This window comes from Novosphingobium sp. (assembly GCF_036803765.1).
In the GTDB taxonomy this organism is placed as follows: Bacteria; Pseudomonadota; Alphaproteobacteria; order Sphingomonadales; family Sphingomonadaceae; genus Novosphingobium.
Window position 1 is genome coordinate 1 of record NZ_DAIRTS010000034.1, and the last position, 23,554, is coordinate 23,554.

Below are 23,554 nucleotides of genomic sequence, written 5' to 3' on the forward strand. Positions count from 1 at the left end.
TGCTCGACGTCGCGCGCGTGGCTATGATAGGCCATGCCGTGCAGGAACAGGTTGGTCGGGCGGGGCAGGGGCGCGGCCAGCCCTACGTCGGCCGCAGGCCGCAGGGCCCCGCATTCCTCCAGCGCCGCGGCAATGCCCTGCCGGTCCAGCCTTATCGCCTCTTCCACCGTGCGCGCGACGTCGAGCATGCCGCGCGATGCATCGAGCAGTTCGGCAACGGTGGAAGGCAGCCTAGCCGCGTCGGGCAGCACCGCAGCGGCGCGCTGGAAATCGAGAATGCGGGAATCGATCTGGCAGCCGGCTCCACCGCCTGCGATCATCACGAGCTTCATGCACCTGCCCCAGTCTTTATCTAATCGTTGATCAAAAAAGTAACTCGGTTTTATACGTGCGTCCAGTCCCGCAACCTCAAATTTTGATCGACGATCAATTAGGCAGGCTTTCTGTCATGGTATTCGCATCCTGCGTGGTCTGCGGCCGCGCCCGCGCGATGGTAGCCAGGGGCTGACTTTTTGCGGCGAACCCGGGTATGGCGCGACGATGAAGCCTGCCGACATAGCCACGCTCGCCCGCGGTGAACGCACCCGCCAATCGATCCTCGATGCGGCCGAGGCCCTGTTCAGTGCGGAAAACTATGACGCCATTTCGATCCGCAATGTGGCGGATCGCGCCGGGGTAAAGTTCGGCCTCATCACCTACCACTTCAAGAACAAGGAAAACCTGTTCGAGGCCGTGGCCACGCGCAAGTCGCTGGAGATCACCAGGCGCCGGACCGAGCTGCTGGAAGCGCTCGAGGCCCCTGGCGTGAATGGCATCCTCGATGCGTTCATGCGGCCGGTGGTCGAACTCTTGCCCTTGCCCGAATGGCGGCCTTATCTCCGGCTGATCTCGGCGATCGGGGGGGATCCCCGCTGGAATTGGCTGGCCGAAAAGCTGTTCCGCGACAACTCGATGACGTTCGTCGTCGCGCTCGAAAAGGTGATGCCTGGCGTCCCCGAGGAAGCCATCGTGCGCGGCTTCAGCTATGCGCTCTCGGTTCTGGCGGGCATGACCCAATACGGCGCGGCGATGAATGTGCTGACGATCGAATCCTATGCGACCGACGATTACCAGCGTATCTATGCCACCATGTTGCCTTTCGTCACTGGCGGTATGGAGGCCATCGCTGAGGCGCACCGGGCACGGTCCTGACGCGGCCTCGCACGCAAGGCGTCAGAGTTTGCCGTCGGCAATCAGCTGGCGGCAGAACTCCTTGTCGAGGAAGTGATCGGCCGGCGTCCCGGCTTCGTACAGGGCGACCACCTTTTCCATGTTCAGGTTGAGGTAGATGTCCGAATACTTGATGTCGTCGCGCGGCGTATTGAACTGCTGGTAGAGGCCGAACAGGATCTCGGCCTTGGATCCCGAATGCGCCAGGAGTTCGACGCGGTTTCCATCGGGGTCGATGTAGTCCATCGTCAGTTCCGAGCCACCGTGCCGCGCGCTCGCCGGCCAGATGCCGAGCGTGTCGTGAATGCGCTTGGCGGTCACGATTAGGTCGCCGAAGTCGCGGAACTTCCAGGTCGTGTGTTCCAGGCGGCATGCGCGCAGCGGGGCCTTGCGGCCTTCCTCTTCGCTCACCTCCTGATGGGTGTAGGCAATGCCGATCCGGTGATTCTCGTCGTCATGCGTGAGGGCGATGAACTGGAAGTTCGGGTAGTCGAACACGTAGGCGACCCGCATGTTCAGCACGACCTGGTAGAACTCAACCAGGTCGTTGATCCCTGGCCCCACGTGCGAGATTGAGAGGTGTAGCATCTCGATCGGGGCGGGCTTCGCCCGATCCATCGCACCACCAAAAATCTCCGTCTTCTGGGCAACATACCGTTCAGCCATGATCCACTCCCTCGGGCCGCTCGACGATCGGCGGGCCCATCGTTTGACACGGTATTGCACGTATGTGCAGTTTGTGGCAAGACACTTGTGGAACGGCGGTGCAGCCAGGCATGCGGCACGGATCGATGGTGCCGGCGAAATGTCGGGCTAGACGGCCGCGGTGTCGAACCGGATCGGTTTTAGCGCCGGCCTCGCGGCGGGACGTCCGACCGCGAAAACAACAAGGGTAGAGGAACGATATGACCCAGGTGATGGAACGAGAGCCCCAAGTCGCCCAGCGCGTCGATTTCGGAGTGCTGCGCGATACCGCACGAACGATCGCGCGCCTGGCCCGACAGCGCGCGGACGAGACGCAGGCCAATCGCCGCGTCGCGCCCGACATCATCGCCGCATGTTGGGAAAACGGCCTGCTCGCCATGGTGAAGCCGGCGCGTTGGGGCGGCCACGATTGCAGCTTTGCCCAGTTCGCCGAGATTGTTTTCGAGATCGGTAAGGGCGACGCATCGACCGCCTGGTCGTTTTCGGTCCTCGCCGGCCATGCCGCCAACATCGCGCTCTATCCCGAGCAGGCGCAGCACGATGTCTGGGGCGAAAATCCCCACGCGCTGGTCGCCTCCGCCTTTGCCCCCACCGGCAAGGCCGTTCCCGTGGAAGGCGGCTACACGCTGTCGGGCCGCTTCCCCTTTGCCAGCGGCAGCGACCATGCCGACTGGTACATCGTCGGGGCCATGGCTCTTGGCGCCGACGGGCATCCGTTCCCCCACACGTTCCTGGTCCCCCGCGATGCCGTGGCGATCATCGATGATTGGCGCACGATGGGTTTGTGCGGCACGGGCAGCAAGACGCTCGAGATTGCTGAGACATTTGTGCCCGCCCATCGCGTGATGCTGATCCCGCCGCTGCTTGGCGGCGTCGCTCCGCTGGGCTTGCAAGCCGCGCTCATCGGCTCGGCCTGGGGCGCGCTCGACTATTTCGTGGCGGAGATGCGCGCCAAGCCGGCGAAATGGAACGCGCTGGCTCCGGCTCAATCGGAGCATGTCCAGGTCGCGGTCGGCGAATCCTGGGCCGACATTCACACGGCCTGGTCGATGCTGGCGGGCACGATCGCCCAATGCGACGACCACACCGGCATGAACACGCCCACGTACAGCGACGAGCAACGCCGCCGCAATCGTGCCGCCAATTCGGTCATCAGCCGGCTGACCAACAGCGCCGTCGAACGGGTCATGGCGCTGGCGGGTGGCAACGGGATCTACGATACGCCGCTTTCGCGGGCCGTCCGTGACGTGCGTGCCGGGTCGCAACATATGGCGACGAACACCAACGTCGCCGCGATGGAAATCGGCAAGGCGCTGCTCAACTGAGCGCGTCGCCGGATATGCACGGCGTGACGGCGGACCAGCCGTTCGAGCTGGAAATCGCCGGCACTGACCAACGCATCCTTGTGCCTGCGTCAACGACCGCGCTCGAGGCTCTGGAACGGGCAGGCATCCGCTTGCGCAACGCCTGCCGGCTTGGCGTCTGCGGCGCCTGCCGCACCCGCGTCGTCACAGGTGTCCCGCTGCACCGCGACGACGCACTTAGCGACGCCGAGCGCCACGCGGGCCAGGTGTTCCTCCCGTGTTGCTCGCGCGCAGCCACGCCCAAGCTGGTCATCGCGCTCGACCGGCGGGCGTGACCCTTGCGGAGACCGGGCATCCCGCCTGCGCTGCGGCCTGGCGAACTTGGTCAGGTATGCACAGCTGCGCTCGACCAAATCATCATGGGCCTTGCAACCTCGGGCCTCGCCGCCCGAAAGTTCGCCGGCTAAAGGCTTTCCGAACCCATCGGTTGGGACGTGTACCCCTGGCAGTCGTGCCGGAATCACCCGTATGAAAGCGGGTTATCAGCACAGTTGTGAAATATTGGGGTCTCGTCGCTCCGGCTGAGCCAGTTGACACCACAGCACATGATCGAGTGACAGGCTTCCGCCGCCCTTGGCCAGTAGGGGCAGGAGCAGGCTGGCCCAGCTCAGATGAGTAGGCCAGGCGTCAGGATAGACGAACACCTCGATGACCAGCGTCATGCCCAGCAGGCCTATCGCGCCCACTCGGGTAAACAGGCCAAGGAACAGCAGCATCGAGAACAAATGCTCTGAAATGGTCGCAGCATAGGCGGCGAGGTGCGGCGGCACAAGCGGCAGCGCATAGTCGCTGGCAAAGAGATCAAAGGTGCCGTCGGTGATGGTGAACCAGCCGTCGACCTTGGCGCGGCCCGAAAGGAAAAAGATCGCACCGGCGCCGAGCCTTGCGACCAGCAGCAAAAGCCATTCGGGCAGCAGCCACCGGGCAAGATCGGTGGCGCGTTGGCGAAGCAGGATCAGCGTGGTCATCGGCTCGTCCTTGATCGGTCGGCAGGCGTGGCAAAATAGCCCGGACGATGTGGGTGGCAGCGTCCGGGCACAGGCTGGCGGGGAGGGCCGGTTCAGCCGCGCGGCGTGAGTGAGCCCATGCCGCGGGGCGTCTTGATCGAAGTGCAGGTGCCGATCTTCACGGCTTTCCAGGCGTTGCCCTGGTAGTCCTTGACCGAGGTGCCGGCGCAACTGGTGCCTGCGCCGGCCTTGCAGTCGTTCTTGCCGGCGAGCGCGACGCCATAGCACTTCTCGGTCTTGGGGGCGTCGGCGGCATGCGCGCTCGTGGCGGCAATGGCGGCAACGGAAAGGGCAACGGCGGCGGCAGCTTGCGCGATGGTCATGATGAAGCTCCTTGGGAGTAAATGGCGAGCAGGTGCGTCGCGGGCGGCGATCCCGGCCCGGCCGACAGGGAGCATTTCGGCGCGGGTGGGCAGTCGGTTACACACTTTATTTTTCGTCGATCGGCCGCTCGCGATGTAACCATCGGCGGGTCTGGCGCGAAGCATGGCATGGGAGCCCACATGCAAGCGAACGAAGCCCAGTTGAAAGCGTGGATGATCGGCGGTCTGGAAGGCAACGCGGCCTGCCAGGCGCAATTGCTGCGCGCGCTCGTTCCCCTGCTCGAAGCGTTCTACCGCCGCCGGATGCGCGATCGCCGCGATGACATCGACGATCTCGTGCAGGAAACGCTGATCGCGGTTCACACGCGGCGGGCCACGTTCGACCGCGAGCGCGCGTTCGGCGGCTGGCTGTTTGCCATCGCGCGTTACAAGATGGTCGATCATTTCCGCCGCTGCGGCCGGACCTGCCCGATCGAGGGGCTGGATGACATTCTGGTGGCCGAGGGGTTCGAGGAGGCCAGCAGCGCGCGGATCGATATTGACCGACTGCTGGACATCTTGCCGGCAAAGCAATCGCAGGCGATCCGCGCAACCCGGCTCGACGGGTTGAGTACGCACGAGGCGGCGGCGCGGGAAAGGATGGGGGAATCTGACGTGAAAGTGTCGGTGCATCGCGGCCTGAAAGCGCTCGCTGCCCGCATCAGAGGCGAATTCTAGAATGAAAACCGACGAACTGATCAATGCCCTGGCCAGCGAGGTTACCCCTGTCCCGCGCCACGCCGTGGGGCGCCGTCTCGCGATCGGGCTTGTCGCTGGCGGCGTCGTCACCCTCGCGATGATTGCCTGGCTGCTGGGGTTCAATCCGCAGCTCGGCACGGCGCTGCGCCATTACTCGTTCTGGATGAAGTGGGGCTACACGGTCTCCATCGGCATCTGTGCGGTGCTTGCCACGGCGCGCGTTGCCCGGCCCGATGGCGGCCGGCCGGGATGGCTGTGGCTGATGGTGGTGCCGGTGCTGTTCCTGGTTGCGATCGGTCTGTTCGAAATGAGCCGGGTTCCCAAGGCGGAGTGGCTGGCCATGTGGCTGGGCCATACCTGGAGCGTGTGCTCGGCGCTCGTCTTCCTGCTGTCGGTGCCGATCTTCGGCGGCCTGCTCTGGTCCTTTCGACGCCTTGCGCCGACGCGGCTGCGGGCTGCGGGCGCAACGGCTGGGCTGACCGCCGGCGCATGGGGCGCGACGCTCTACTGCCTGCACTGCCCGGAGGTTTCGGCGATCTTCGTGCTCACCTGGTACACGCTGGGCATCAGCCTTGCCGCGCTTGCCGGCGCCGTCGTCGGTCCGCGCCTGCTGCGCTGGTAATTTTGCGCAGATGTAACCGCGCGAGGCGCCACCGCGAATAGCCTATGCCACTTCCGGCATACGCATTTTCCAGGAGCGCCATGATGAATACTCTCAATTCGGGCCTGAGCCTTGCGGCCACCGCTGCCGTCGTTGCCGTGTCGGCGGCGGCCGTTGCCACCCCGGCCATGGCGGCGAGCGGCACGGCCGTGGTCCACTGCTATGGCGTCAACAGCTGCAAGGGCACGTCGGACTGCAAGTCGGGCAATCACGAGTGCAAGGGCCAGAATGAGTGCAAGGGCCAGGGCTTCAAGGCCCTGTCGGTCAAGGCATGCAAGGCCGCCGGCGGCAGCCTGACCGAGCCCAAGTAAGTCTGTCCAGGTCACGGGCCTGTGCACCGCCGCGCCCCTCCAGGCGCGGCGGCGCACAAGCTGCAGGAGAACGATCGTGCCGCTGCCCCGCTTTTCCGGTTTTGGCCTCGGCCTGCGCAAACCGCATTACGACGACTTTCTCCAGGCCACTGCGCCGGTGGACTTCGTCGAGGTCATTTCCGAAAACTTCATGATCCCGGGCGGGCGGCCGCGGCGCATCCTGCACCAGGTGCGTGCGCGTTACCCGGTGGCGCTGCACGGGGTTTCTCTGTCTGTCGGATCGGCCCATGGTCTGGACGCAGACTATCTGGTGCGCCTGCGCAGCCTTGTGGACGAGATCGAACCGTTGTTCGTGTCGGATCACCTGAGCTGGTCGCGCACGCCGGGTTTCAACGCTCATGATCTCCTGCCTCTGCCCTACACCGCCGAAGCGCTGGATATCGTCTGCGCCAACCTGGCTCATGCGCAGGAGCGCCTGGGGCGGCCGATGCTCATCGAAAATCCGTCGAGTTATCTGGACTTCGCCCAGTCGGACATGACCGAGTGGGAATTCCTCGAACAGGTCTGCGCACGAACCGGCTGCGGCATGTTGCTTGATCTCAACAACGTACACGTCTCGGCGATCAATCACGGCTTCGACCCGCTGGCGTATCTCGCCGGGTTGCCGCTGGACCGCGTGCGGCAGATCCATCTTGCCGGTCACAGCCAGGGTGAAACCCTGCTGATCGACACCCATGACCAGCCGGTGCCCCCCTCCGTCTGGACGCTGTTTGCCCAGGTCATCGATCGCCTTGGCCCGGTCGCGGTGATGATCGAGCGTGATGACAACATCCCCCCGCTGGCCGAACTGCTGGCCGAGCTCGACCAGGCGCGGACCCTGGCGCGGCACGGGGTCGCGGCATGAGCTTGGCCCTGCTCCAGGCCGAATTCGGCAACTGGCTGATGACGGGATCGGATCATGCTGCGGCCCGCTTCGCCCCGACAGCGCAAGCCGGATTGCTGGTCTATCAGAACAATTATCGCGGGGCCTTGATGGCCTGCCTGCGCGAGAGTTTTCCCCAGACGTTGCAGTGGCTGGGGCATGACGACTTTCAGGCCAGCGCCGCCCGCTGCATCGATGACTGCCCGCCCGATAGCTGGTCGCTGGACCACTATACAGCCGTGTTTCCGCAGAGCTTGGCCCGGCAATGGCCCGACGATCAAGAAGTGGCGGAATTGGCTGTGCTGGAACTGGCCTTGGCCGATGCCTTCGTAGGCCGCGACGCCGCTCCGCTCGACAGCACTGCGCTGGGTCTGATTGATTGGGACCGTGCGGTGCTCAGATGGGTGCCCACGGCCCGGTTGCTGCGCCTGGGCACCAATGCGCCGGCAATCTGGTCGGCGCTGGCCTCCAAGGGGGCCGTGCCGCAGGCAGAACGCATGCCGCGCGAGGCCACCGTACTGGTCTGGCGACACACCGAAATCGCCTGCTTTCGCACGCTGGACCCGGCAGAGGCAGAACTGGCCCCGCAACTGCTGGCCGGGATGCCGTTTGCCGCGGTGTGTCACCACCTCGTGCGCGCACATGGCGAAGCCGATGGTGTCGGGATCGCCGGCCACTGGCTGGCGCGATGGGCGGCCGATGGCTTGCTGGATCGGAATGTCATGGCCTGACGCATCGTCAGGTCGCAAGCCGCTGGCAGTCGTACCTGGACGTCCTCCTGTGTTCTACACCCATGACGTTTCAAAAAATGAATGCCATGAGCCGCGCCGTCTCGCGGACCCACACGAATAGGGCTGGGCGCCGCAGATCAGGTGGCCTGCGACGGATCGGCGGCGAACTGATCATAGGCTTCCACCGCTTGCGCCGCATACATCAGGCTGGGGCCGGCGCCCATGTAGATGGCAAGGCCCATGGCATCCATCACCTCCTCGCGGGAAGCACCGTGCCGAACGGCAGCCTGTGCGTGAAATGCCACGCAGCCATCGCAGCGGATCGCGACCGCAATGCCCAGCGCGATCAATTCCTTGGTCTTGCTGTCCAGCGCGCCATTGACTGTGGCGGCGCTGGCCATGGCGGAAAAATTCTTCATCACGTCGGGGGCGCCAAGCCGCACTTGCTTGATCGCGCCCGACAGTTCCTTGGCCATCTGCGGCCAGTCCTTATGCATGACGTTCCTCCTCTCAAGGATTGATCTGTCCAGCCAGAGCATTCAATTGCCACGCGGCTACCATGCGCTGCCCCTCAGCCTCGATGGCGGCGGCATCCGCTGCGGTTGCCTCGCGCTCGGCGTCGAGAACGGCCAGGGTGGGCTTGGCGCCGACCTTGGCTTCGAGTTGAATGCTGCGCAAAGCTTCGGCGGTCGCGGCGGACCGCGCCGCGCTGGCGTCGACCACGCGGTGCGCGGTCTGGAGGCCGGTCCAGGCGGCGATGACCGCAGCATCGATCTGGTCGCGGGCCTCGCGCGCGCGGGCCTCGCTGGCATCGAGCGCGGCGTCGGCCTCGTGGATTTTGGCGGCGGTGCGGCCACCGGCAAACAAGGTCCATCGACCACGGATGCCCACGGCCATCGCATCGGCGCGGTAATCGGGGAAGAACTGGTAGCGAGTGCGGCTCGCCTCCGCAAAGGCGCCGACGGTGGGCAGGCTTTCGGCCTTTGCGCCGCGTAGCCCGGCGCGAGCGACGTCGATGCCCTTTTCGGCCTGAGCCAGCATCGGATTGCCGCGATGTGCGCTGTCCAACGCCTCGTCCAGACTGGGCGGCGTGGCGGGCAGGGCGGGCAAGGGGGCGAGCGCACCCGCTTCATGGCCGGTCTGGCGGACATATTGGGCCTCTGCAGTCACGCGGCGGCCCTGCGCGGCGGCTAGGCCAGCCTCGCCCTCGGCGCGGCGGGCGGTGGCGGCGGCCAGGTCCGAGGCGGGGATTTCGCCGGCTTGAAATCGCAAGCGGGCCTGCCGCTCGACCTCGGCCAGTTCGATGGCCATTTGCTGAAAACGTTTCTCGATCCGCCGCGCCGCCAATACCTCGGCATGCGCCGCCACCGCGCCAACGATCACCCTCGAGCGTGCATCGGCCAGGGCCAGCGTGGCGATCGCTTGCCCCCCACGCGCCTGGTCCATTGCCGCCACCACCCGCCCGCCGGCATACAGTGGCATTTCCGCGCCTGCGCGCACCGCCAGCGGCGTGACAGCGCTGGCGGCAAAGCCAAAGAAGCCGCCATTGTCGATTTGCCCGGCGCCGATCTGCCCCTCGACGCTGACCATCGGGTTGCCCTGTGCCCTGGCGCCGTCGAACCTTGCTCGCGCCTGTGCTTCTCCCGCCTGTGCCTCGGCCAGGACGGGGGCGTGCGCCAAGGCATCGGCGATGGTGGCATTCAGATCCTGCCCTTGGGCAAAGGCAGGCGAGGCCACCAACAAGGGCAACAGCATGATCAGATGACGCATGGCATCAGCCCTTATTTGAACGTGCAGCCCGGCTTCACGCCCAGCGCCCGGAACAGGATGGCGGCGGGACAAAAGCCCGTCACACTGGCCTGAAGCATGTTGGCACCGGCAAACATGGTGAGGTAGATCCATGCAGGGTTCACGAAATGAGCGGCCAATGCGCTGCCCAGAACGACGGCCCCGGCAAAGCGCATCACAGCGGAATCAAGGCTCATCACATGGTCTCCTTGGTGGTTTCTTTTAGCTTGTTGATACCCAGCATTTGCAGGGCGAGCTTTTCATAGAAGGGCTCGCTGACGCCCGAGCGGACCTTCTTGAGGAAGTATTTTTCAAAGCCGACCTTCGCGAGGTGAACCCATTTGCCATGCGACGACCAATTGACGTTGCGCGGCGGGATCTGGGGCTGGGCCACGAAGGCCACGCCGCCATCGCCGAAATCGGCAAGGCACACCGCGTTCCAGCTCGGCACCTCGTTCGGCGCGCTCCCGTCAAGTTCGGTGGCGATATTGTGAGCCACGGCCGTCACCATGCTCTCAATCATAAAACCGGTCTTGGGCACGCCGACCGGAACCGGCGTCGGTCCCAGCGGCGGGATCGCGACGCAAACGCCGAGCGAATAGACGTTCTTGAAATTGGGGTTGCGCTGGTGCTTGTCGGCCAGGATGAACCCGCGCGGATTGGTCAGCCCTTCGATGCCATGCACCGCCTTGATGCCGCGAAAGGCGGGCAGCAGCATCGAGAAGCCGAATGGCAGGTCGTGCGCCTTCTTGACCGCGCCATCCTCACCGACCTCCTCGACATGGGCCATGCCGTCATCGAAGCTGGTGACGCGGGCGTTGGTGATCCATTTGATGTGCCGCTCACGCAACTGGCTTTCCAGCAGGCCCTTGGTGTCACCCACGCCGTCGAGGCCGAGGTGGCCGATATAGGGTTCGCTGGTGACGAAGGTCATCGGCACCTGGTCGCGGATCTTGCGGCGGCGTAGCTCGGTGTCGAGGATGAGCGCGAATTCGTAGGCCGGGCCAAAACATGAAGCGCCTTGCGCCGCGCCAACCACGATCGGCTTCGGGTTTTTGCAGAATTCGTCAAACACGTCGGCGGCATGTGCCGCATGATCGGTCCGGCAGACCGAAACCGTGTGGCCATCGGGGCCAAATCCGGGAATCTCGTCGAATGCCAGTTCAGGCCCGGTGGCGATCACTAGATAGTCATACGACATGCTTGTGCCGTCACGCAGTTCCACGCGGCTCTCGGCCGGATGCACACGGGCGGCACCAACGCTGGTAAAGGCGATGCCCTTCCTGGCCATCACCGGCGGCAGCGACACGCGGATCGCGTCGGGTCCGCGCCACCGCACCGCGACCCATGGATTGCTCGGCACGAACCAGTAATCGTCACTGTCCGACACCACGGATACCTCGGCGCGGCCTTTGGTCGCGTCGCGGATCTCGTAGGCGGCGACGGTGCCGCCGAGACCAGCGCCCAGCACGAGGATGCGGGGCAATGGGTTTGCAGGCTTGGGCATTGATCGGCTCTCCCAGAGATATGCGGCCCCTTTGGCTTTCCGACAGATGGGGACTCCGTATCCGCTTCAATCTCCCTTGACTAATATAACCATAATACAATATAAGCAAGTAATGTTTTTATGGCGTCTGCGGACGCTGCGGAATGGGAGAGCGGATCATGGTCTTTGGCTTTGGAAAATCGGCAAAACACCGGGAGATTGCCCTGCACGAACTGGCGGGCATGGTTGCCGCGAATCAGGTCCTTGTCGTCGACGTGCGCGAGGCGGACGAATTCGCGAGCGGGCATATTCCCGGCTCGATCAATATGCCGCTGTCCACTTTCCAGCCCGGCAGGTTGCCCGCTTCCGGCGACCGGCAAATCGTCCTGACGTGCCTCGGTGGCAAGCGGTCGGGCATGGCGCTCGATCAGTGCGGGGCTGCGCAAGCCAGTGTCGACACCCACCTGGCTGGCGGTTTCGGCGCCTGGACCAAGGCTGGTTTGCCGGTCGAGCGCTGAGCGCAGGCGCCGAGGAACGGGCGCATCAGGTGGGGTACGGGAGATGACAATGGTGAAAGGCGTGCAGGGCCGGGGTTTGACGTCCGGGGCCTTGGGCTTGGTGCTCATGGCGGCATCACTTCAGGGCTGTGGGCAGGACGAACCGGTGCCTGACGCTGCTGTGTCGGCGAAGGGGCCACGCCTGACCGTGACCGCGAGCGATACGCCCGACTGGCAGAGCGTGTCTGCCGAGGTGACCAGCCAGGACCAGGCACAAGTGCTGGCGCGTATTCCCGGCCTGCTGACCAGCCTGTTGGTGCGCGCCGGCGATACAGTGCGGAAGGGACAGGTCATCGGCCGGATTGCCGACAACCAGCTCGCTTATCAATCTGCTGCATATGGCGCGCAGGCTGCCGCCGCACAGGCGCAAGCCGCGCAGGCCAAGGCCGAACTGGATCGCGTCAAGTTCCTCGCCGCCAATGGCGTCTATGCCAAGGCGCGTCTCGAGCAGGCCGAGGCAGGCGCCAGCGCCGCCGCGGCCCAGACACGGGCTGCCCATGCCCAGCAGGCCAGCATGCGCGCGATTGCGGGCAACGGTGCGGTGGTCGCGCCTGCCAACGGCCGCGTATTGCGTGCCGATGTGCCGGCCGGATCGCCGGTGGTGCCAGGGATGGTGGTGGCGGTGGTCACGTCCGGGCCGGTGGTGCTGCGGCTCGATCTGCCCGAGGGTCTGGCCGCCAAAGTGAAAACGGGGTCGCGGGTGCGTATCGAGGGGATGAGCGGCGAGGGTCGCGTGACGCGTATCTATCCGGCGGTGACCGCAGGCCAGGTCAGCGCGGATGTCGCCATGGCGGGGCTGGATGCCAGCCTGATCGGGCGGCGCATGGCCGCGCAGCTGGCAGCCGGAACCCATCGCGGGATCATTGTCCCCCGCGCTTTCGTCGTCACGCGCTATGGGCTCGACTATGTTCAGGTCGCGACGAAAGCCGGCGGCGTGATGCAGGTGCCCGTGCAGACGTCGCCTGCAGCAGACACCAGGAGTGTAGAAATCCTCTCGGGCATCAAAGCCGGTGACGTGCTGATGGGAGGCGCCTCGTGAACCTGGGCATTTCCGGACGCATAACGCGGGCGACCATTGCCTCGCCGCTGACGCCACTGTTCCTGCTGGCGGCGATCCTCGTCGGGCTGATCGCCACGATCACCATCCCACGCGAGGAAGAGCCGCAGATCAAGGTGCCGATGGTCGACATTCGCGTGGCCGCGCCCGGCCTTTCGGCGGCGGACAGCGTGGAGCTGGCAGGCAAGCCGCTGGAGCAGATCGTCAAGAGCATCGACGGCGTCGAGCATGTCTATATCCAGGCGCAAGACAATGGCGTGATGGTGACGGCCCGGTTCAATGTGGGCCAGGACCCTGAAGCGGCCGCCACCCGCGTCGACGAAAAGATCAAGGCGAACATCGACAAGATCCCCGCCGGCATTCAGCCGCCGCAGATCACGGTGCGCGGCATCAGTGATGTGCCGATCGTGGTTTTGACGCTCACCCCCAAAGGACCGGGCTGGGACGAGCGCAGCCTTTACACGCTGGCTGGCAAACTGCGCACGGAAGTGGCCAAGGTGGACGATGTGGGCTTGACCTTCATCACCGGCGGACAGCGCGAGGCGATCCGCGTCGTTTCCGATCCGGCAAGGCTGGCGGCGGCACGGGTGCCGCTCTCCGGCGTCATCGATGCCATTCGCCAGGGTGGCCGCAGCTTCCCCGCCGGCTCGGTCCGCCAGGATGGGGCAGCGCTGGCCGTGAGCGCGGGCGCGCCGTTTGCCAGCGTGGACGAGGTGCGCCGGTTGACCGTGCGCTCCGCAAGCGGCGCGCCGGTGCTGCTGGGCGATGTCGCACAGGTCGAGCAAGGCGGCGCGCAGGATCAGGCGCGCAGCTGGCGCTGGTCGTGGACAAGCAGCGGGTGGCGGCAGGCGCCTGCCGTCTCCATCGCCATCGCCAAGCGCAACGGCGCCAATGCCGTCAATGTCTCTCAAGGTGTCGTGGCGCGCGTCGAGGCATTGAAGGGCGGGCTGATTCCAGCCAGCGTCTCGGTCGATGTCACGCGGGACTATGGCGAAACGGCCAATGACAAGGCCAATGAACTCATCTTCCACCTGGCCCTGGCGACCGTGTCGATCGTCATCCTGATCGGCTTCGCCATCGGTTGGCGCGAGGCGGGTGTCACGGCGATCGTCATTCCCACCACCATCATGCTGACCATGTTCGCCTCGCGGATCATGGGCTTCTCGATCAATCGCGTGTCGCTCTTCGCGCTGATCTTTTCGATCGGCATCCTGGTCGACGACGCCATCGTGATGATCGAGAACATCGCCCGGCATTGGGGCATGAACGATGGTCGCAGCCGCCAGCAGGCCGCTATCGAGGCCGTGGCCGAGGTGGGCAATCCCACGATCATCGCGACGTTGACGGTGGTGGCCGCCTTGCTGCCGATGCTGTTCGTCTCGGGATTGATGGGGCCCTACATGGCGCCGATCCCGATCAATGCCTCGGCAGCGATGGTGTTCAGCTTCTTCGTCGCTGTGGTGATCGCGCCCTGGCTGATGATCCGCTTTGCGCGGGGTGCGCTCGCCCATGGCCATGCGGGCGAGGATGGCGGCAAGCTCGGTGCGCTTTATGCCCGCTACGCTGCCCGTGTGATCGCCACGCGCACCAGCGCCAGGCGCTTTCTGATCGGCGTGGGCGTCGCCACTTTGGTGGCCTGTTCGATGTTCTATCTCAAGGCGGTGACGGTCAAGCTCTTGCCCTTTGACAACAAGAGCGAGGTGCAACTGGTGGCCGATATGCCCGAAGGCACGTCGCTGGAGGAAACCTCGCGCATTCTCGAGCAGGCCAGCGCCATCGCGCGCCAGATCCCCGAAGTAAGAGCAATGGAGGCTTATGCGGGCACGGCGGCGCCGTTCAACTTCAATAGCCTCGTGCGCCACTATTTCCTGCGCAACCAGGCCAATCAGGGCGATGTCATGGTCAGCCTCGCCGCCAAAGGCGATCGCAGCCGGTCGAGCCATGCCATTGCCGTTGATCTGCGTGAACGGTTGCGGGCGCTGTCACTGCCTGCCGGTGGGGTGATCAAGGTGGTGGAAACGCCGCCGGGGCCGCCGGTGCTGGCAACACTGCTGGCAGAGGTCTACGGACCTGACGAGGCGGCACGGCAGAAAACCGCGCTGGTGCTCGAACAGATTTTCAAGTCCGTGCCCTTCATCGTCGATACCGGCAACTCGTTCGGCGTGGCCCGCCCGACGCTGCGACTTGTGCCGGATCGTGACAAGCTGGATCACTATGGCTTGCCAGAAAGCCAGGTGCTCGACAGCATCGGTGCACTGATGGGGCGGCAAACCTTGGCCTACGTGCCGCGCGGCCCCGACCGCGATCCGTTGCCCGTCGAGATCGGCCTCGATCAGTCGCAACGGACATGGTCGGGCATGGGGTCGGGCGCGCTGGCCGCGACACCGGTCGCGGCCACGCCCACGGGGCAATTGCTCAGCCTTGGCGAACTGGTCGATACCAGGACGCAGTCTGGTGGGCAGGCCATCTTCCGCCGTGATGGGCGCGGTGCCACGATGGTGATGGCCGACATGGCCGGCCGCTATGAGTCGCCGATCTACGGGCTGCTGGCGGTGGACAAGGCGGTGGAGGCCTATGACTGGGCGGGCCACGGCCTGACCAAGCCGACCATCCTGATGCACGGCCAGCCCGATGATGAAAGCCACACCTCGATCCTGTGGGACGGCGAATGGGAGATTACCTGGGTCACGTTCCGCGACATGGGAGGTGCCTTCATGGTGGCGCTGCTGGCAATCTATGTGCTGGTGGTGGGACAGTTCAGCAGCTTCAAACTGCCGCTGGTGATCCTGACGCCCGTGCCGCTGACGCTGATCGGGATCGTGGCGGGTCATATGCTGTTCGGCGCACCGTTTACGGCCACCAGCATGATCGGCTTTATCGCGCTGGCGGGGATCATCGTGCGCAATTCGATCCTGCTGGTGGATTTCATCCGCCATACCGCCACGCCCGGCAAGCCGCTGCGCGAGGTGTTGCTCGAGGCCGGGCGCATCCGTGTCAAACCCATCGCACTGACTGCGGCTGCCGCGATGATCGGCGCCAGCGTAATCCTGACCGATCCGATCTTTCAGGGGCTGGCGATCTCTTTGCTCTTCGGGCTTGCCTCTTCGACCCTGCTCACCCTTTTGGTCATTCCCGCCATCTACGTCACCTTGCGGGATGACGGGATTGCCTTATCTGGAGAGGCACTATGAAGCCCACTGACCTTTCCGAACTGAAATCGAATGCTACGCATATGGCAGCGCGGCTCAAATTGATGAGCCATCCCGAGCGCCTGTTGATGCTGTGCCGGATGGACGAAGGCGAGGTCAGCGTGAACGAGCTGGTGGCGATGACGGGCCTTTCGCAGTCAGCCGTTTCGCAGCATCTGGCCATGCTTCGCACCGAAGGGGTGGTGAACGTGCGCATCGACGCGCAGGTCCGCTGGTACAGCCTCAACGATCCCGTCGTCTCGGGCGTGATCCACGCCATGTGCGCGCTTTGCGATGCGGGTGTCGTGGGTCTGCAGACCAAGGTCTGTTGAGACCGTCATCACAGGTTGCCCGCTAGAGACATATGGCCTGATTTGCCAAGGCCAGCATGGCCGGGCGGTGGCTGATCAGGATCAGCCCCGTCCCGGTCCCGTCCAACCAGGCGCCAAGCCTTTGTACGAGGCGGCTTTCGGTGACGGCGTCTAGGCCTTCGCTCGGTTCATCCAGCACCAGCCATGGGCGCGCGGCCAGCAAGGCCCGCGCCAGGGCAACACGCCGTCTTTGCCCGCCAGACAGCCGCGCCCCATCGCCACCCAGCCATTGATCCAATCTATCGGGTAGCGCCTCGATCACGTCGTCCGCGCAGGCGACATGCAGCGCCCGCATCATCGCCTCGCGCGTGAGGCCAAGGCGGGCAAGGCCGAGATTGTCCGCCACGCTGCCCGCGATCAGCGGTGCATCCTGTTGCATCACGGCAAACAGGGGGCGCAAACCGGCCAGGCCGTACTCATGCGGCGCAAGTCCAGCGATGCGCACATCCTGCGGCGCATTATCGCGCAGCCCGATCAGCGTTTCCACCAGCCGCGTCTTGCCGATGCCGGATGGGCCAGTGATGGCAATGCGTGCGCCGGGTCGTACGCTTTGCCCTGCGAAGGTGATCGTGGGGGACTGGGGAAGAGGCTTGTGGTCGGCGGTTTCAATGTTCCCCAGCGCGGCAAGGCGTTGTTCCGCGGCCTCAATGTTGCCTTTTCGCATATCGTGCTGGACAAGACCCGCCCATGCTTCGAGCCCTGCCATGGCCGATAGCACGCCGAGTGCTGTCATCGGCGCGTTGCCCTGGGCAAACATGGCAACCAGCGCAACGACAATGCTGGAAAGAGCGGTTTGCGCAATGGCGATACGGGCTTCTGCGCGGGCCACCGCAAGCTCGGCGTCGGCCTGTGCGGATGCTTTGGCTTCGAGCGCGGCGGCTATCGGCTGGGCCAGATCGTAAACCGCGATATCGGCGGCCGGGCCGGCCATATCGGCGTAGTCGGCCTGCAAACCGGCATGGGCCTGCGCCAATTGCTCCTGCAAATGCGGCAATCGGGCGGCCATGCGGCGCGATGCCTGGCGCATGGCCACCATGCCCACCGCCATGACGATAAGGCTGCGCCAGCCCGACAGGCTGACCAGGGCCAAAGCGGCAATCCCGGCGCTCCACCCGCCGACCACCGCCACGCGGCGGATCGCGGTATCTTCCAGCAGATCGACATCGCGGCCGAAGCGGGCAGCCATTTCACCGCTGCGCAAAGACGCGCGGCCCGCCAGCGCGGCCTTGGCGATGCGGGCGAACAGGTCCATGCGCATATCAGCCAGAGCGAACAGCGCGGCGCGGTGCCCGAGCATCCGTTCGCCATAGCGGGCACCGGTGCGCAGAATCGCGGCGGCGCGAATGCCCGCGCTGGGCAAGAGATAGTTGAAGGCCGAGACCGCCCATTGGCCTGCCGCTCCCGCCAGGGCTGCCCCCACCAGGAACCACCCCGCCATGCCCAACAAGCCGACCGCTGCCAGCGCCGCCAGACCGGCACAGATCATGCCCCAGCGCAGCGCGCCTCTTTGCCGGGCCAAGGGGGCGTCGAGCATGGTCATGCCGGGATCTCCAGTCGCGTAGCCGCCTGCGCCATCAGCGCGACATCATGGGTGGCGACCACCACCATGTGATCGCGCGCCTTGTCGACCAGCAGGGCCCGGATGGCACCGGCCGTGTCTTCATCCAGATCGGCGGTGGGTTCATCCAGCACCAGGATCGGCCGGGCAGACAGCATGGCACGGGCCAGACCGATCCGCCGCCGCTCGCCGCCCGACAGGCCCGATCCGCGATGGTCCAGCACCAAATTCAGCCCGCCGCGCGCGCGCAGCATCGGGCCAAGCTGCATTGTCTCCAGCATGGCGATAATCGCCGCATCGCCTGCCTGGCACCCCGACGAACATCCAAGCGCCAGATTGTCGCGCACAGTGCCGGGGATCAGTGCCACATCTTGCCCCGCCCAGCCTATCGCATAGTTAAGCGCACCACCGATGATCGGCGCGTCATCGGCCAGAACTTCGCCGGAACCCAGCGGCACCTGGCCGATCAAGCCCAGCAGAAGAGACGACTTTCCGCTGCCCGTGGGGCCGGTGATGGCGTGCAGGCCGGGCGTGGTCCAATCCCACGTCAGAGGCCCGATCGCCATCCCGTCGCGGTGGGTAAGGATTACGGCGCGGCCTGCAAGACGCGCAGGCGCCGCGATGGAAGCAGGCGCTTGCGGCACATCGCTTAACGCCTGTTCCATGGCAGCCAAGGCGGCCTCGCCGGTCTGCTTGTCATGATAGCCCGCAGCAAGGCGGCGCAAGCCGAGGTAGAATTCAGGGGCCAGTGCCAGCACGAAGAAGGCACTCCGCAGATCGAGCGGTTCGGGCGCGGGGAAGGGGAGCAGGCCGAGCAGGGAAAAGCCGCAATAGACCGCCACCAGAGCCACGCTGAGCGCCGCGAAAAATTCCAGAATGGCGCCCGAGGCAAAGGCGATGGCCAGCACCGACATGGTGCGCCGCGCGGCCTCTTGCGCGCTGGCGCCCAGATGGCGGGTGATGCGGTCCTCGGCACTGAAGGAGAGGACGGTGGGCAGTGTGCGCACGCGGTCCACCAGCAAGCCCGACAGTCGCTCCAGCGCTTGATGCTGCGCTGCGGCGCGGCGGGCTGCGGCAGTGCCTGCCAGCACCATGCCCAGGATGAAGGGCAGCAGCGTGGCCAGCATGATACCGGCCGCCACGGTGCTGGCTGTCCAGGCCGCCATCGCCACCAGCAAGGGGGCGGCTCCCGCAGCGAGGCGGAGCGGCAGGTAACGCGCCACATAACCCCTCGTATTGCCCATGGCATCCAGCGCCAGATGGAGATCCTCGCCCATCATCCGTCCGCGCATGAGCCGGGTGGGGAGGAGGGCAGGCAGGAGCATCGCTCGCCATATGGATTGCGCGCGCAGGGCTGCGGCCATTCCTGCCTCTTGCGCCTGCCCTTGGGCGAAGGCACGCGACATGCCGCCAACCACCATGGCGGCCAGTCCCGAAACCGGTGTGTCGTGGCCAAACGCGCCGCCCGCGATCACCTTTGCCAGACCGAAGGCCACCAAGATGGCGCCACAAGTATCGGCAATCCACCAAAGGCTTGCCATGCGATCGGGACGGGGGCGAGCAAGGGAAAGGGACTTGACCATATTATTGATCAATCATATTAGCGACATCTGCAATTAGCAAGCGAGTCTGTGCGTACGTGCCGCCTGCCATTTGCTGTGTTGTGCCAAAAAGCGCAGCCTTACCAAGGGGGCATGTCCGATGGATATGGCGGTTGTCGAGTTATCCCGGCTCCAGTTCGCGCTGACAGCCATGTATCATTTTCTTTTCGTACCTTTGACGCTTGGCCTCTCTTTCATGCTGGTCATCATGGAGAGCGTCTATGTGATCACCAAGCGCCCCATATGGCGGGTAATCACGCGGTTCTGGGGCAAGTTATTCGGTATCAATTTCGTGCTGGGCGTGGCCACGGGCCTGACCATGGAGTTCGAGTTCGGCACCAACTGGGCGTATTACGCGCACTACGTTGGCGATATCTTCGGCGCTCCGCTGGCGATCGAGGGCCTGATGGCCTTCTTCCTGGAAGCGACGATGGTGGGCGTGATGTTCTTCGGCTGGGACCGCCTCAGCCGGGTTCAGCACCTCCTTGTCACCTTCCTGACCGCGCTGGGCACGAACCTGTCAGCCTTGTGGATCCTGATCGCCAACGGGTGGATGCAGAATCCAGTGGGCGCGAATTTCAACCCCGAAACCATGCGGATGGAGGTCGCCGACTTCTACGCCGTGCTGTTCAACCCGGTGGCGCAGGCCAAATTCGTGCATACCGTCAGCGCGGGCTATGTCTGCGCGGCGACCTTCGTGATGGGCGTTTCGGCGCTTTATCTGCTGCGCGGCAAATACACCAATATCGCCCGCCGTTCGATGATGGTGGCCTCGGCCTTCGGCCTGGCCTCGGCGCTGTCGGTGGTCGTGCTGGGTGATGAAAGCGGCTACGCGCTGACCGACAACCAGAAGATGAAACTGGCCTCGATCGAAGCCATGTGGGAAACCGAAGCGGCCCCTGCCGCCATCACGCTGGTGGGCCTGCCCGACGTCGCGGCGCGTACCACCCATGGCGCGATCAAGTTGCCCTATGTCATGGGCATCATCGGCACGCGCAGCCTGACCGGCAAGATCGACGGGATCGAGGAACTCGTGCTTCGCGCGGACGAGCGCATCCACAGCGGTATCATTGCCTATGACGCGGTGGAAAAGCTGAAGGTGGATCGCGCCGATGTGCCGGCCCGCGCCGCCTTTGAGGCGCACAAGCGTGACATCGGCTATGCCATGCTGCTCAAGCGCTATGTGGCCGACCCACGGAAAGCGGATGATCGACTTATCCTGAAGGCCGCTTGGGACACGGTGCCCAACGTGCCGGTGATGTTCTTCCTTTTCCGGGGGATGGCGGCACTGGGCTTTGGCTTCATCGCCTTCTTCGCCATGGCCTTCTACTGCGCCTCGGCGTGCCAGTTTGCCACGCGCTGGTTCCTGAAACTGGCGGTGGTGATGATCCCGCTGCCGTGGATCGCGATTGAATCGGGCTGGGTGTTGGCCGAAATCGGGCGCCAGCCCTGGGCGGTCGATGGCGTGCTGCCCACCTTCCTTGGTGCCTCCTCGCTGACCGTGCCGCAGGTTTGGGCGACGATTTTCGGCTTCACCGCGCTCTATGGCACGCTGGCCGTGATCGAGATCCGCCTGATGGTCGCCGCGATCCGCAAGGGGCCGATCGAGCATCATGAGCCCGTAGGCGCTGCGCAGGGCTTTGCCCCGTTGCCCGCCGAATAAGGGGACAGGACATGCATATTCCTCTCGATTATGAAACGCTGCGGGTGACCTGGTGGGCGTTGCTGGGCGTGCTGCTGATCGGTTTTGCGCTGACCGATGGTTATGACCTTGGTGTCGGGGCCTTGCTGCCCTTTGTCGGGCGTACCGATCAGGAACGCCGCCTCGTCATCAACGCCATCGCCCCGCATTGGGAGGGCCATCAGGTGTGGTTCATCCTCGGTGGCGGTGCGATCTTTGCGGCCTGGCCGTTCGTCTATGCGGTCAGCTTTTCCGGCTTCTATCTAGCAATGTTCCTCGTGCTGGCGGCGCTGATCCTGCGGCCGGTGGCGTTCAAGTATCGGTCGAAGCATGCCGATGCCGCTTGGCGCAGCCGCTGGGACTGGGCGCTGTTCGTAGGCGGCTTCGTGCCTGCGCTGGTATTCGGTGTGGCGGTGGGCAATGTGCTGGTGGGCGCGCCCTTCCGCTTCGATAGTGACCTTCGCATGACGTATGAAGGCTCGCTGCTTGGCCTCTTTACGCCCTTCACGCTGCTCACCGGCCTGCTCTCGGTGGCGATGCTGGCGCTGCATGGCGCAGGGTGGCTGGCGGTGAAGATCGAGGAGGGGCCGGTGCTGGTCCGCACCCGGGCCATCGCCCGCATTGCCGCACTGGCCAGCATCGCACTGTTCCTGATCGGCGGGATAATGGTGGCCAGGGGCGGCATGGGGCTGGCCTTGACGGGCGTGGTGGACACACAGGGGCCGTCGAACCCACTGATGTCGGCCAGCGTCACTGCGCCGGGTGGCTGGTTGGCCAATTACAGCGCGTATCCGTGGATGGCGCTGGCGCCGGTCCTGGGGCTGCTCGGGCCGTTGGTTGCACTAGTAGGTATCGCCAAGCGATCCGGAGCGTTGAACCTCATCGGCACCGCGCTGGCGACCACCGGCATCATTGCCACGGTGGGCCTGTCGATGTTCCCCTTCATCTTGCCGTCCTCGATCGATCCGCGCTCCAGCCTGACCGTCTGGAATGCCTCGTCCAGCCATATGACCTTGTTCATCATGCTGATCGTGACGGTGATCTTCCTGCCGGTGGTGCTGGGTTATACGGCTTGGGTGATGAAGATGCTGGGCGGGCGGATCACTCTGCGTGATGTCGAGGCCAACCCAGACTTTTACTGATAGGAACGACCATGTGGTATTTTACCTGGGTGCTAGGTCTGGGCCTGGCGGTAGGCTTCGGCATCATCAACGGGCTATGGCACGAATTCAATTCGCCCATCGACGATGATCCTGCGGTGTGAACCTTCACGGTAAAGGCCTTGCGCAGCAAATCCTCGGTATAGGCCTATCGTAGAGGCTCTGCCTGCACGCGCCATAGGCAATCTGTTCGGGTCGATAGCCTTCAAGGATCAGGTCGCCGGGGACGGATCGCACGCTGCATTCCGGCAAAGATTGTGGCGGGTGAGGGCGAGCCAGCAAACCGCATAACGATCGCGTTACGCGGCGTTCCTGCGTCAGAGCGCGCGCCATAGTCAGATCCGCCTCGGCATTCTCGGCGCTCATGACTCGATGGCCTTGGCGGCCAATCACACGCCAATGCGGCCCTCGCTACCAGGCACGCAGAGAGCTTAGGCCGGCGCTCGGGCCGTCAGGTCAGGGGCAGCTTAGGCTCAAATGTCGGTGTCGCCCTTGAAAGTGCCGTTTCGCTCGACGCAAGCGCGGCTGGCATCGAGTTCTACCGGTGTGTGGGATCTGAGCCTATAGCGACCAACCGCCCTGCGTCATCGCGCCGCGCGCATACATCAGTTAGCCCAAACTTGGGCTAATCTCGGAATGTAAGCGTACGCTGCTTTTTCGAGGTAGCGATAATTGCGACGCCATAGTTTGGTGCCGGCGGGCAAGCCAAGACATAGCAGCCGCTGCTAGTGGTCTGCAAATGGCCGAGCTAGGTCGATTTCGCAGCGGGCGAGCTAGCCTCTTCGCGGATATCTATTGCATATCCGCGAAAAACGAATGGTGCCCAGGAGAGGACTCGAACCTCCACGCCCTTACGAGCGCCGCCACCTGAAGACGGTGCGTCTACCAATTCCGCCACCTGGGCACTTTCGTGTCAGTGAAAGCCGAGGCGTTCACCGTTGGTGGAGGCGGCCAATACGGACAGGGGGCGGGGGTGTCAACACGGGTTTCGCCATTTGCCTCGCACAACTTTTCCACAGGGCGTATTTTCGGGCGGGGGCGGCACCGTGGGCGATACCGGGCATTGAAGCGGCGGGGCGGTCTGTGCCAAAGGCGGGCGTATCGAACTCTGGTGGGCGATGCGGGCGCTGCGGGCG

At 64.7% G+C, this 23,554-nt stretch carries 25 protein-coding genes and 1 tRNA gene; 15 read left to right on the forward strand and 11 right to left on the reverse strand.

Annotated features, from left to right (window positions below):
- On the reverse strand, positions 1-332 hold a 332-nt coding region (locus tag V7Q48_RS16500), incomplete at its 3' end, for a hypothetical protein (protein ID WP_333839837.1).
- Between the two features lie 208 nt (positions 333-540).
- Here V7Q48_RS16500 and V7Q48_RS16505 point away from each other — a divergent pair.
- Positions 541-1,191: a TetR/AcrR family transcriptional regulator gene (locus V7Q48_RS16505; RefSeq protein ID WP_333839840.1), complete on the forward strand. Its 651-nt coding sequence runs from the start codon at positions 541-543 to the stop codon at positions 1,189-1,191.
- A gap of 21 nt (positions 1,192-1,212) precedes the next feature.
- Here V7Q48_RS16505 and V7Q48_RS16510 read toward each other — a convergent pair whose 3' ends face one another.
- Positions 1,213-1,875 carry a hypothetical protein gene (locus tag V7Q48_RS16510; protein ID WP_333839843.1) on the reverse strand — a complete coding sequence of 221 codons (663 nt, stop codon included), beginning with the start codon at positions 1,873-1,875 and terminating at the stop codon, positions 1,213-1,215.
- Between the two features lie 239 nt (positions 1,876-2,114).
- On the opposite strand from V7Q48_RS16510, the gene V7Q48_RS16515 reads away from it, so the two are divergent.
- Positions 2,115-3,239, forward strand: coding sequence for an acyl-CoA dehydrogenase family protein (locus tag V7Q48_RS16515; RefSeq protein ID WP_333839845.1), 1,125 nt, complete (start codon positions 2,115-2,117; stop codon positions 3,237-3,239).
- Positions 3,240-3,253: 14 nt separating this feature from the next.
- Positions 3,254-3,553, forward strand: a complete 300-nt coding sequence (locus V7Q48_RS16520; RefSeq protein ID WP_333839847.1) for a 2Fe-2S iron-sulfur cluster-binding protein — start codon at positions 3,254-3,256, stop codon at positions 3,551-3,553.
- Positions 3,554-3,760: 207 nt separating this feature from the next.
- On the opposite strand, the gene V7Q48_RS16525 is transcribed toward V7Q48_RS16520, so the two are convergent.
- Complete coding sequence (locus V7Q48_RS16525) at positions 3,761-4,246, reverse strand: DoxX family protein (protein ID WP_333839849.1); 486 nt, start codon at positions 4,244-4,246, stop codon at positions 3,761-3,763.
- Between the two features lie 92 nt (positions 4,247-4,338).
- Positions 4,339-4,608 (reverse strand): BufA1 family periplasmic bufferin-type metallophore, encoded by a 270-nt coding sequence (locus V7Q48_RS16530; RefSeq protein WP_333839852.1) that lies wholly within the window; start codon positions 4,606-4,608, stop codon positions 4,339-4,341.
- Between the two features lie 180 nt (positions 4,609-4,788).
- Here V7Q48_RS16530 and V7Q48_RS16535 point away from each other — a divergent pair, with 180 nt between their 5' ends.
- The 5 genes from V7Q48_RS16535 (at position 4,789) to V7Q48_RS16555 (ending at position 7,971) form a co-directional block, all read left to right on the forward strand.
- The gene (locus V7Q48_RS16535) at positions 4,789-5,325 is read left to right on the forward strand and encodes a sigma-70 family RNA polymerase sigma factor (RefSeq protein WP_333839931.1); all 537 of its coding nucleotides are present in this window, start codon (positions 4,789-4,791) and stop codon (positions 5,323-5,325) included.
- 1 nt (position 5,326) lies between these two features.
- Entirely contained in the window at positions 5,327-5,968 is a 642-nt protein-coding gene (locus V7Q48_RS16540; protein ID WP_333839855.1) for a DUF1109 domain-containing protein, read from the forward strand.
- Positions 5,969-6,051: 83 nt separating this feature from the next.
- Positions 6,052-6,318, forward strand: a complete 267-nt coding sequence (gene bufA2 / locus V7Q48_RS16545) for a BufA2 family periplasmic bufferin-type metallophore (protein WP_333839933.1) — start codon at positions 6,052-6,054, stop codon at positions 6,316-6,318.
- A 76-nt stretch (positions 6,319-6,394) separates the two neighbouring features.
- The gene (bufB, locus tag V7Q48_RS16550; RefSeq protein ID WP_442947156.1) at positions 6,395-7,222 is read left to right on the forward strand and encodes an MNIO family bufferin maturase; all 828 of its coding nucleotides are present in this window, start codon (positions 6,395-6,397) and stop codon (positions 7,220-7,222) included.
- On the forward strand, positions 7,219-7,971 hold the full coding sequence (locus V7Q48_RS16555) for a DNA-binding domain-containing protein (protein WP_333839858.1): 753 nt from the start codon (positions 7,219-7,221) through the stop codon (positions 7,969-7,971). The genes bufB and V7Q48_RS16555 overlap by 4 nt, the downstream gene beginning before the upstream one ends.
- Before the next feature lie 137 nt (positions 7,972-8,108).
- On the opposite strand, the gene V7Q48_RS16560 is transcribed toward V7Q48_RS16555, so the two are convergent.
- Genes V7Q48_RS16560 through V7Q48_RS16575 form a run of 4 tightly spaced genes read right to left on the reverse strand, consistent with a single transcriptional unit; the run spans position 8,109 to position 11,245 of the window.
- Positions 8,109-8,468 carry a carboxymuconolactone decarboxylase family protein gene (locus V7Q48_RS16560; RefSeq protein ID WP_333839860.1) on the reverse strand — a complete coding sequence of 120 codons (360 nt, stop codon included), beginning with the start codon at positions 8,466-8,468 and terminating at the stop codon, positions 8,109-8,111.
- 13 nt (positions 8,469-8,481) lie between these two features.
- On the reverse strand, positions 8,482-9,741 hold the full coding sequence (locus V7Q48_RS16565; protein WP_333839862.1) for a TolC family protein: 1,260 nt from the start codon (positions 9,739-9,741) through the stop codon (positions 8,482-8,484).
- Between the two features lie 11 nt (positions 9,742-9,752).
- Positions 9,753-9,956, reverse strand: coding sequence for a YgaP family membrane protein (locus tag V7Q48_RS16570; RefSeq protein WP_333839865.1), 204 nt, complete (start codon positions 9,954-9,956; stop codon positions 9,753-9,755).
- Positions 9,956-11,245: an NAD(P)/FAD-dependent oxidoreductase gene (locus V7Q48_RS16575; RefSeq protein ID WP_333839868.1), complete on the reverse strand. Its 1,290-nt coding sequence runs from the start codon at positions 11,243-11,245 to the stop codon at positions 9,956-9,958. The genes V7Q48_RS16570 and V7Q48_RS16575 overlap by 1 nt, the downstream gene beginning before the upstream one ends.
- A gap of 164 nt (positions 11,246-11,409) precedes the next feature.
- On the opposite strand from V7Q48_RS16575, the gene V7Q48_RS16580 reads away from it, so the two are divergent.
- From V7Q48_RS16580 to V7Q48_RS16595, 4 genes are all read left to right on the forward strand, one after another.
- On the forward strand, positions 11,410-11,763 hold the full coding sequence (locus V7Q48_RS16580) for a rhodanese-like domain-containing protein (protein ID WP_333839871.1): 354 nt from the start codon (positions 11,410-11,412) through the stop codon (positions 11,761-11,763).
- A gap of 145 nt (positions 11,764-11,908) precedes the next feature.
- Positions 11,909-12,841 (forward strand): efflux RND transporter periplasmic adaptor subunit, encoded by a 933-nt coding sequence (locus V7Q48_RS16585; protein ID WP_333839873.1) that lies wholly within the window; start codon positions 11,909-11,911, stop codon positions 12,839-12,841.
- Positions 12,838-16,050 (forward strand): efflux RND transporter permease subunit, encoded by a 3,213-nt coding sequence (locus tag V7Q48_RS16590; RefSeq protein WP_333839875.1) that lies wholly within the window; start codon positions 12,838-12,840, stop codon positions 16,048-16,050. Before V7Q48_RS16585 ends, V7Q48_RS16590 begins: the two co-directional genes overlap by 4 nt.
- Positions 16,047-16,379 carry an ArsR/SmtB family transcription factor gene (locus V7Q48_RS16595; protein ID WP_333839876.1) on the forward strand — a complete coding sequence of 111 codons (333 nt, stop codon included), beginning with the start codon at positions 16,047-16,049 and terminating at the stop codon, positions 16,377-16,379. The genes V7Q48_RS16590 and V7Q48_RS16595 overlap by 4 nt, the downstream gene beginning before the upstream one ends.
- 22 nt (positions 16,380-16,401) lie before the next feature.
- Here the strand turns inward: V7Q48_RS16595 and V7Q48_RS16600 are convergent, their stop codons facing one another.
- Together V7Q48_RS16600 and V7Q48_RS16605 are read right to left on the reverse strand one after the other, a co-directional pair.
- The gene (locus tag V7Q48_RS16600; RefSeq protein ID WP_333839878.1) at positions 16,402-17,778 is read right to left on the reverse strand and encodes an ATP-binding cassette domain-containing protein; all 1,377 of its coding nucleotides are present in this window, start codon (positions 17,776-17,778) and stop codon (positions 16,402-16,404) included.
- 176 nt (positions 17,779-17,954) lie between these two features.
- The gene (locus V7Q48_RS16605; RefSeq protein ID WP_333839880.1) at positions 17,955-19,559 is read right to left on the reverse strand and encodes an ATP-binding cassette domain-containing protein; all 1,605 of its coding nucleotides are present in this window, start codon (positions 19,557-19,559) and stop codon (positions 17,955-17,957) included.
- Positions 19,560-19,677: 118 nt separating this feature from the next.
- Between V7Q48_RS16605 and V7Q48_RS16610 the strand changes: the two genes are divergently transcribed.
- From V7Q48_RS16610 to cydX, 3 genes are read left to right on the forward strand one after another with little or no spacing between them, the layout of a single operon-like run.
- Positions 19,678-21,240 (forward strand): cytochrome ubiquinol oxidase subunit I, encoded by a 1,563-nt coding sequence (locus V7Q48_RS16610; protein WP_333839883.1) that lies wholly within the window; start codon positions 19,678-19,680, stop codon positions 21,238-21,240.
- A gap of 11 nt (positions 21,241-21,251) precedes the next feature.
- Complete coding sequence (gene cydB, locus V7Q48_RS16615) at positions 21,252-22,400, forward strand: cytochrome d ubiquinol oxidase subunit II (RefSeq protein ID WP_333839887.1); 1,149 nt, start codon at positions 21,252-21,254, stop codon at positions 22,398-22,400.
- 11 nt (positions 22,401-22,411) lie between these two features.
- Positions 22,412-22,522, forward strand: a complete 111-nt coding sequence (gene cydX, locus V7Q48_RS16620) for a cytochrome bd-I oxidase subunit CydX (RefSeq protein WP_084391181.1) — start codon at positions 22,412-22,414, stop codon at positions 22,520-22,522.
- Positions 22,523-23,235: 713 nt separating this feature from the next.
- On the opposite strand, the gene V7Q48_RS16625 is transcribed toward cydX, so the two are convergent.
- Positions 23,236-23,322, reverse strand: a tRNA-Leu gene (locus tag V7Q48_RS16625).
- Positions 23,323-23,554: the final 232 nt, after the last annotated feature.

Excerpts from the sequence above, each read along its gene's own strand:
- cydX (WP_084391181.1), top strand. The coding sequence starts at position 22,412 with ATGTGGTATTTTACCTGGGTGCTAGGTCTGGGCCTGGCGGTAGGCTTC.
- bufA2 (WP_333839933.1), top strand. The coding sequence starts at position 6,052 with ATGAATACTCTCAATTCGGGCCTGAGCCTTGCGGCCACCGCTGCCGTC.
- V7Q48_RS16605 (WP_333839880.1), bottom strand. The coding sequence starts at position 19,559 with ATGGTCAAGTCCCTTTCCCTTGCTCGCCCCCGTCCCGATCGCATGGCA.
- V7Q48_RS16560 (WP_333839860.1), bottom strand. The coding sequence starts at position 8,468 with ATGCATAAGGACTGGCCGCAGATGGCCAAGGAACTGTCGGGCGCGATC.
- cydB (WP_333839887.1), top strand. The coding sequence starts at position 21,252 with ATGCATATTCCTCTCGATTATGAAACGCTGCGGGTGACCTGGTGGGCG.
- V7Q48_RS16505 (WP_333839840.1), top strand. The coding sequence starts at position 541 with ATGAAGCCTGCCGACATAGCCACGCTCGCCCGCGGTGAACGCACCCGC.
- V7Q48_RS16525 (WP_333839849.1), bottom strand. The coding sequence starts at position 4,246 with ATGACCACGCTGATCCTGCTTCGCCAACGCGCCACCGATCTTGCCCGG.
- V7Q48_RS16570 (WP_333839865.1), bottom strand. The coding sequence starts at position 9,956 with ATGAGCCTTGATTCCGCTGTGATGCGCTTTGCCGGGGCCGTCGTTCTG.
- V7Q48_RS16535 (WP_333839931.1), top strand. The coding sequence starts at position 4,789 with ATGCAAGCGAACGAAGCCCAGTTGAAAGCGTGGATGATCGGCGGTCTG.
- V7Q48_RS16595 (WP_333839876.1), top strand. The coding sequence starts at position 16,047 with ATGAAGCCCACTGACCTTTCCGAACTGAAATCGAATGCTACGCATATG.
- V7Q48_RS16565 (WP_333839862.1), bottom strand. The coding sequence starts at position 9,741 with ATGCGTCATCTGATCATGCTGTTGCCCTTGTTGGTGGCCTCGCCTGCC.
- V7Q48_RS16515 (WP_333839845.1), top strand. The coding sequence starts at position 2,115 with ATGACCCAGGTGATGGAACGAGAGCCCCAAGTCGCCCAGCGCGTCGAT.
- V7Q48_RS16555 (WP_333839858.1), top strand. The coding sequence starts at position 7,219 with ATGAGCTTGGCCCTGCTCCAGGCCGAATTCGGCAACTGGCTGATGACG.
- V7Q48_RS16580 (WP_333839871.1), top strand. The coding sequence starts at position 11,410 with ATGGGAGAGCGGATCATGGTCTTTGGCTTTGGAAAATCGGCAAAACAC.
- V7Q48_RS16520 (WP_333839847.1), top strand. The coding sequence starts at position 3,254 with ATGCACGGCGTGACGGCGGACCAGCCGTTCGAGCTGGAAATCGCCGGC.
- V7Q48_RS16530 (WP_333839852.1), bottom strand. The coding sequence starts at position 4,608 with ATGACCATCGCGCAAGCTGCCGCCGCCGTTGCCCTTTCCGTTGCCGCC.
- V7Q48_RS16610 (WP_333839883.1), top strand. The coding sequence starts at position 19,678 with ATGGATATGGCGGTTGTCGAGTTATCCCGGCTCCAGTTCGCGCTGACA.
- V7Q48_RS16540 (WP_333839855.1), top strand. The coding sequence starts at position 5,327 with ATGAAAACCGACGAACTGATCAATGCCCTGGCCAGCGAGGTTACCCCT.
- V7Q48_RS16510 (WP_333839843.1), bottom strand. The coding sequence starts at position 1,875 with ATGGCTGAACGGTATGTTGCCCAGAAGACGGAGATTTTTGGTGGTGCG.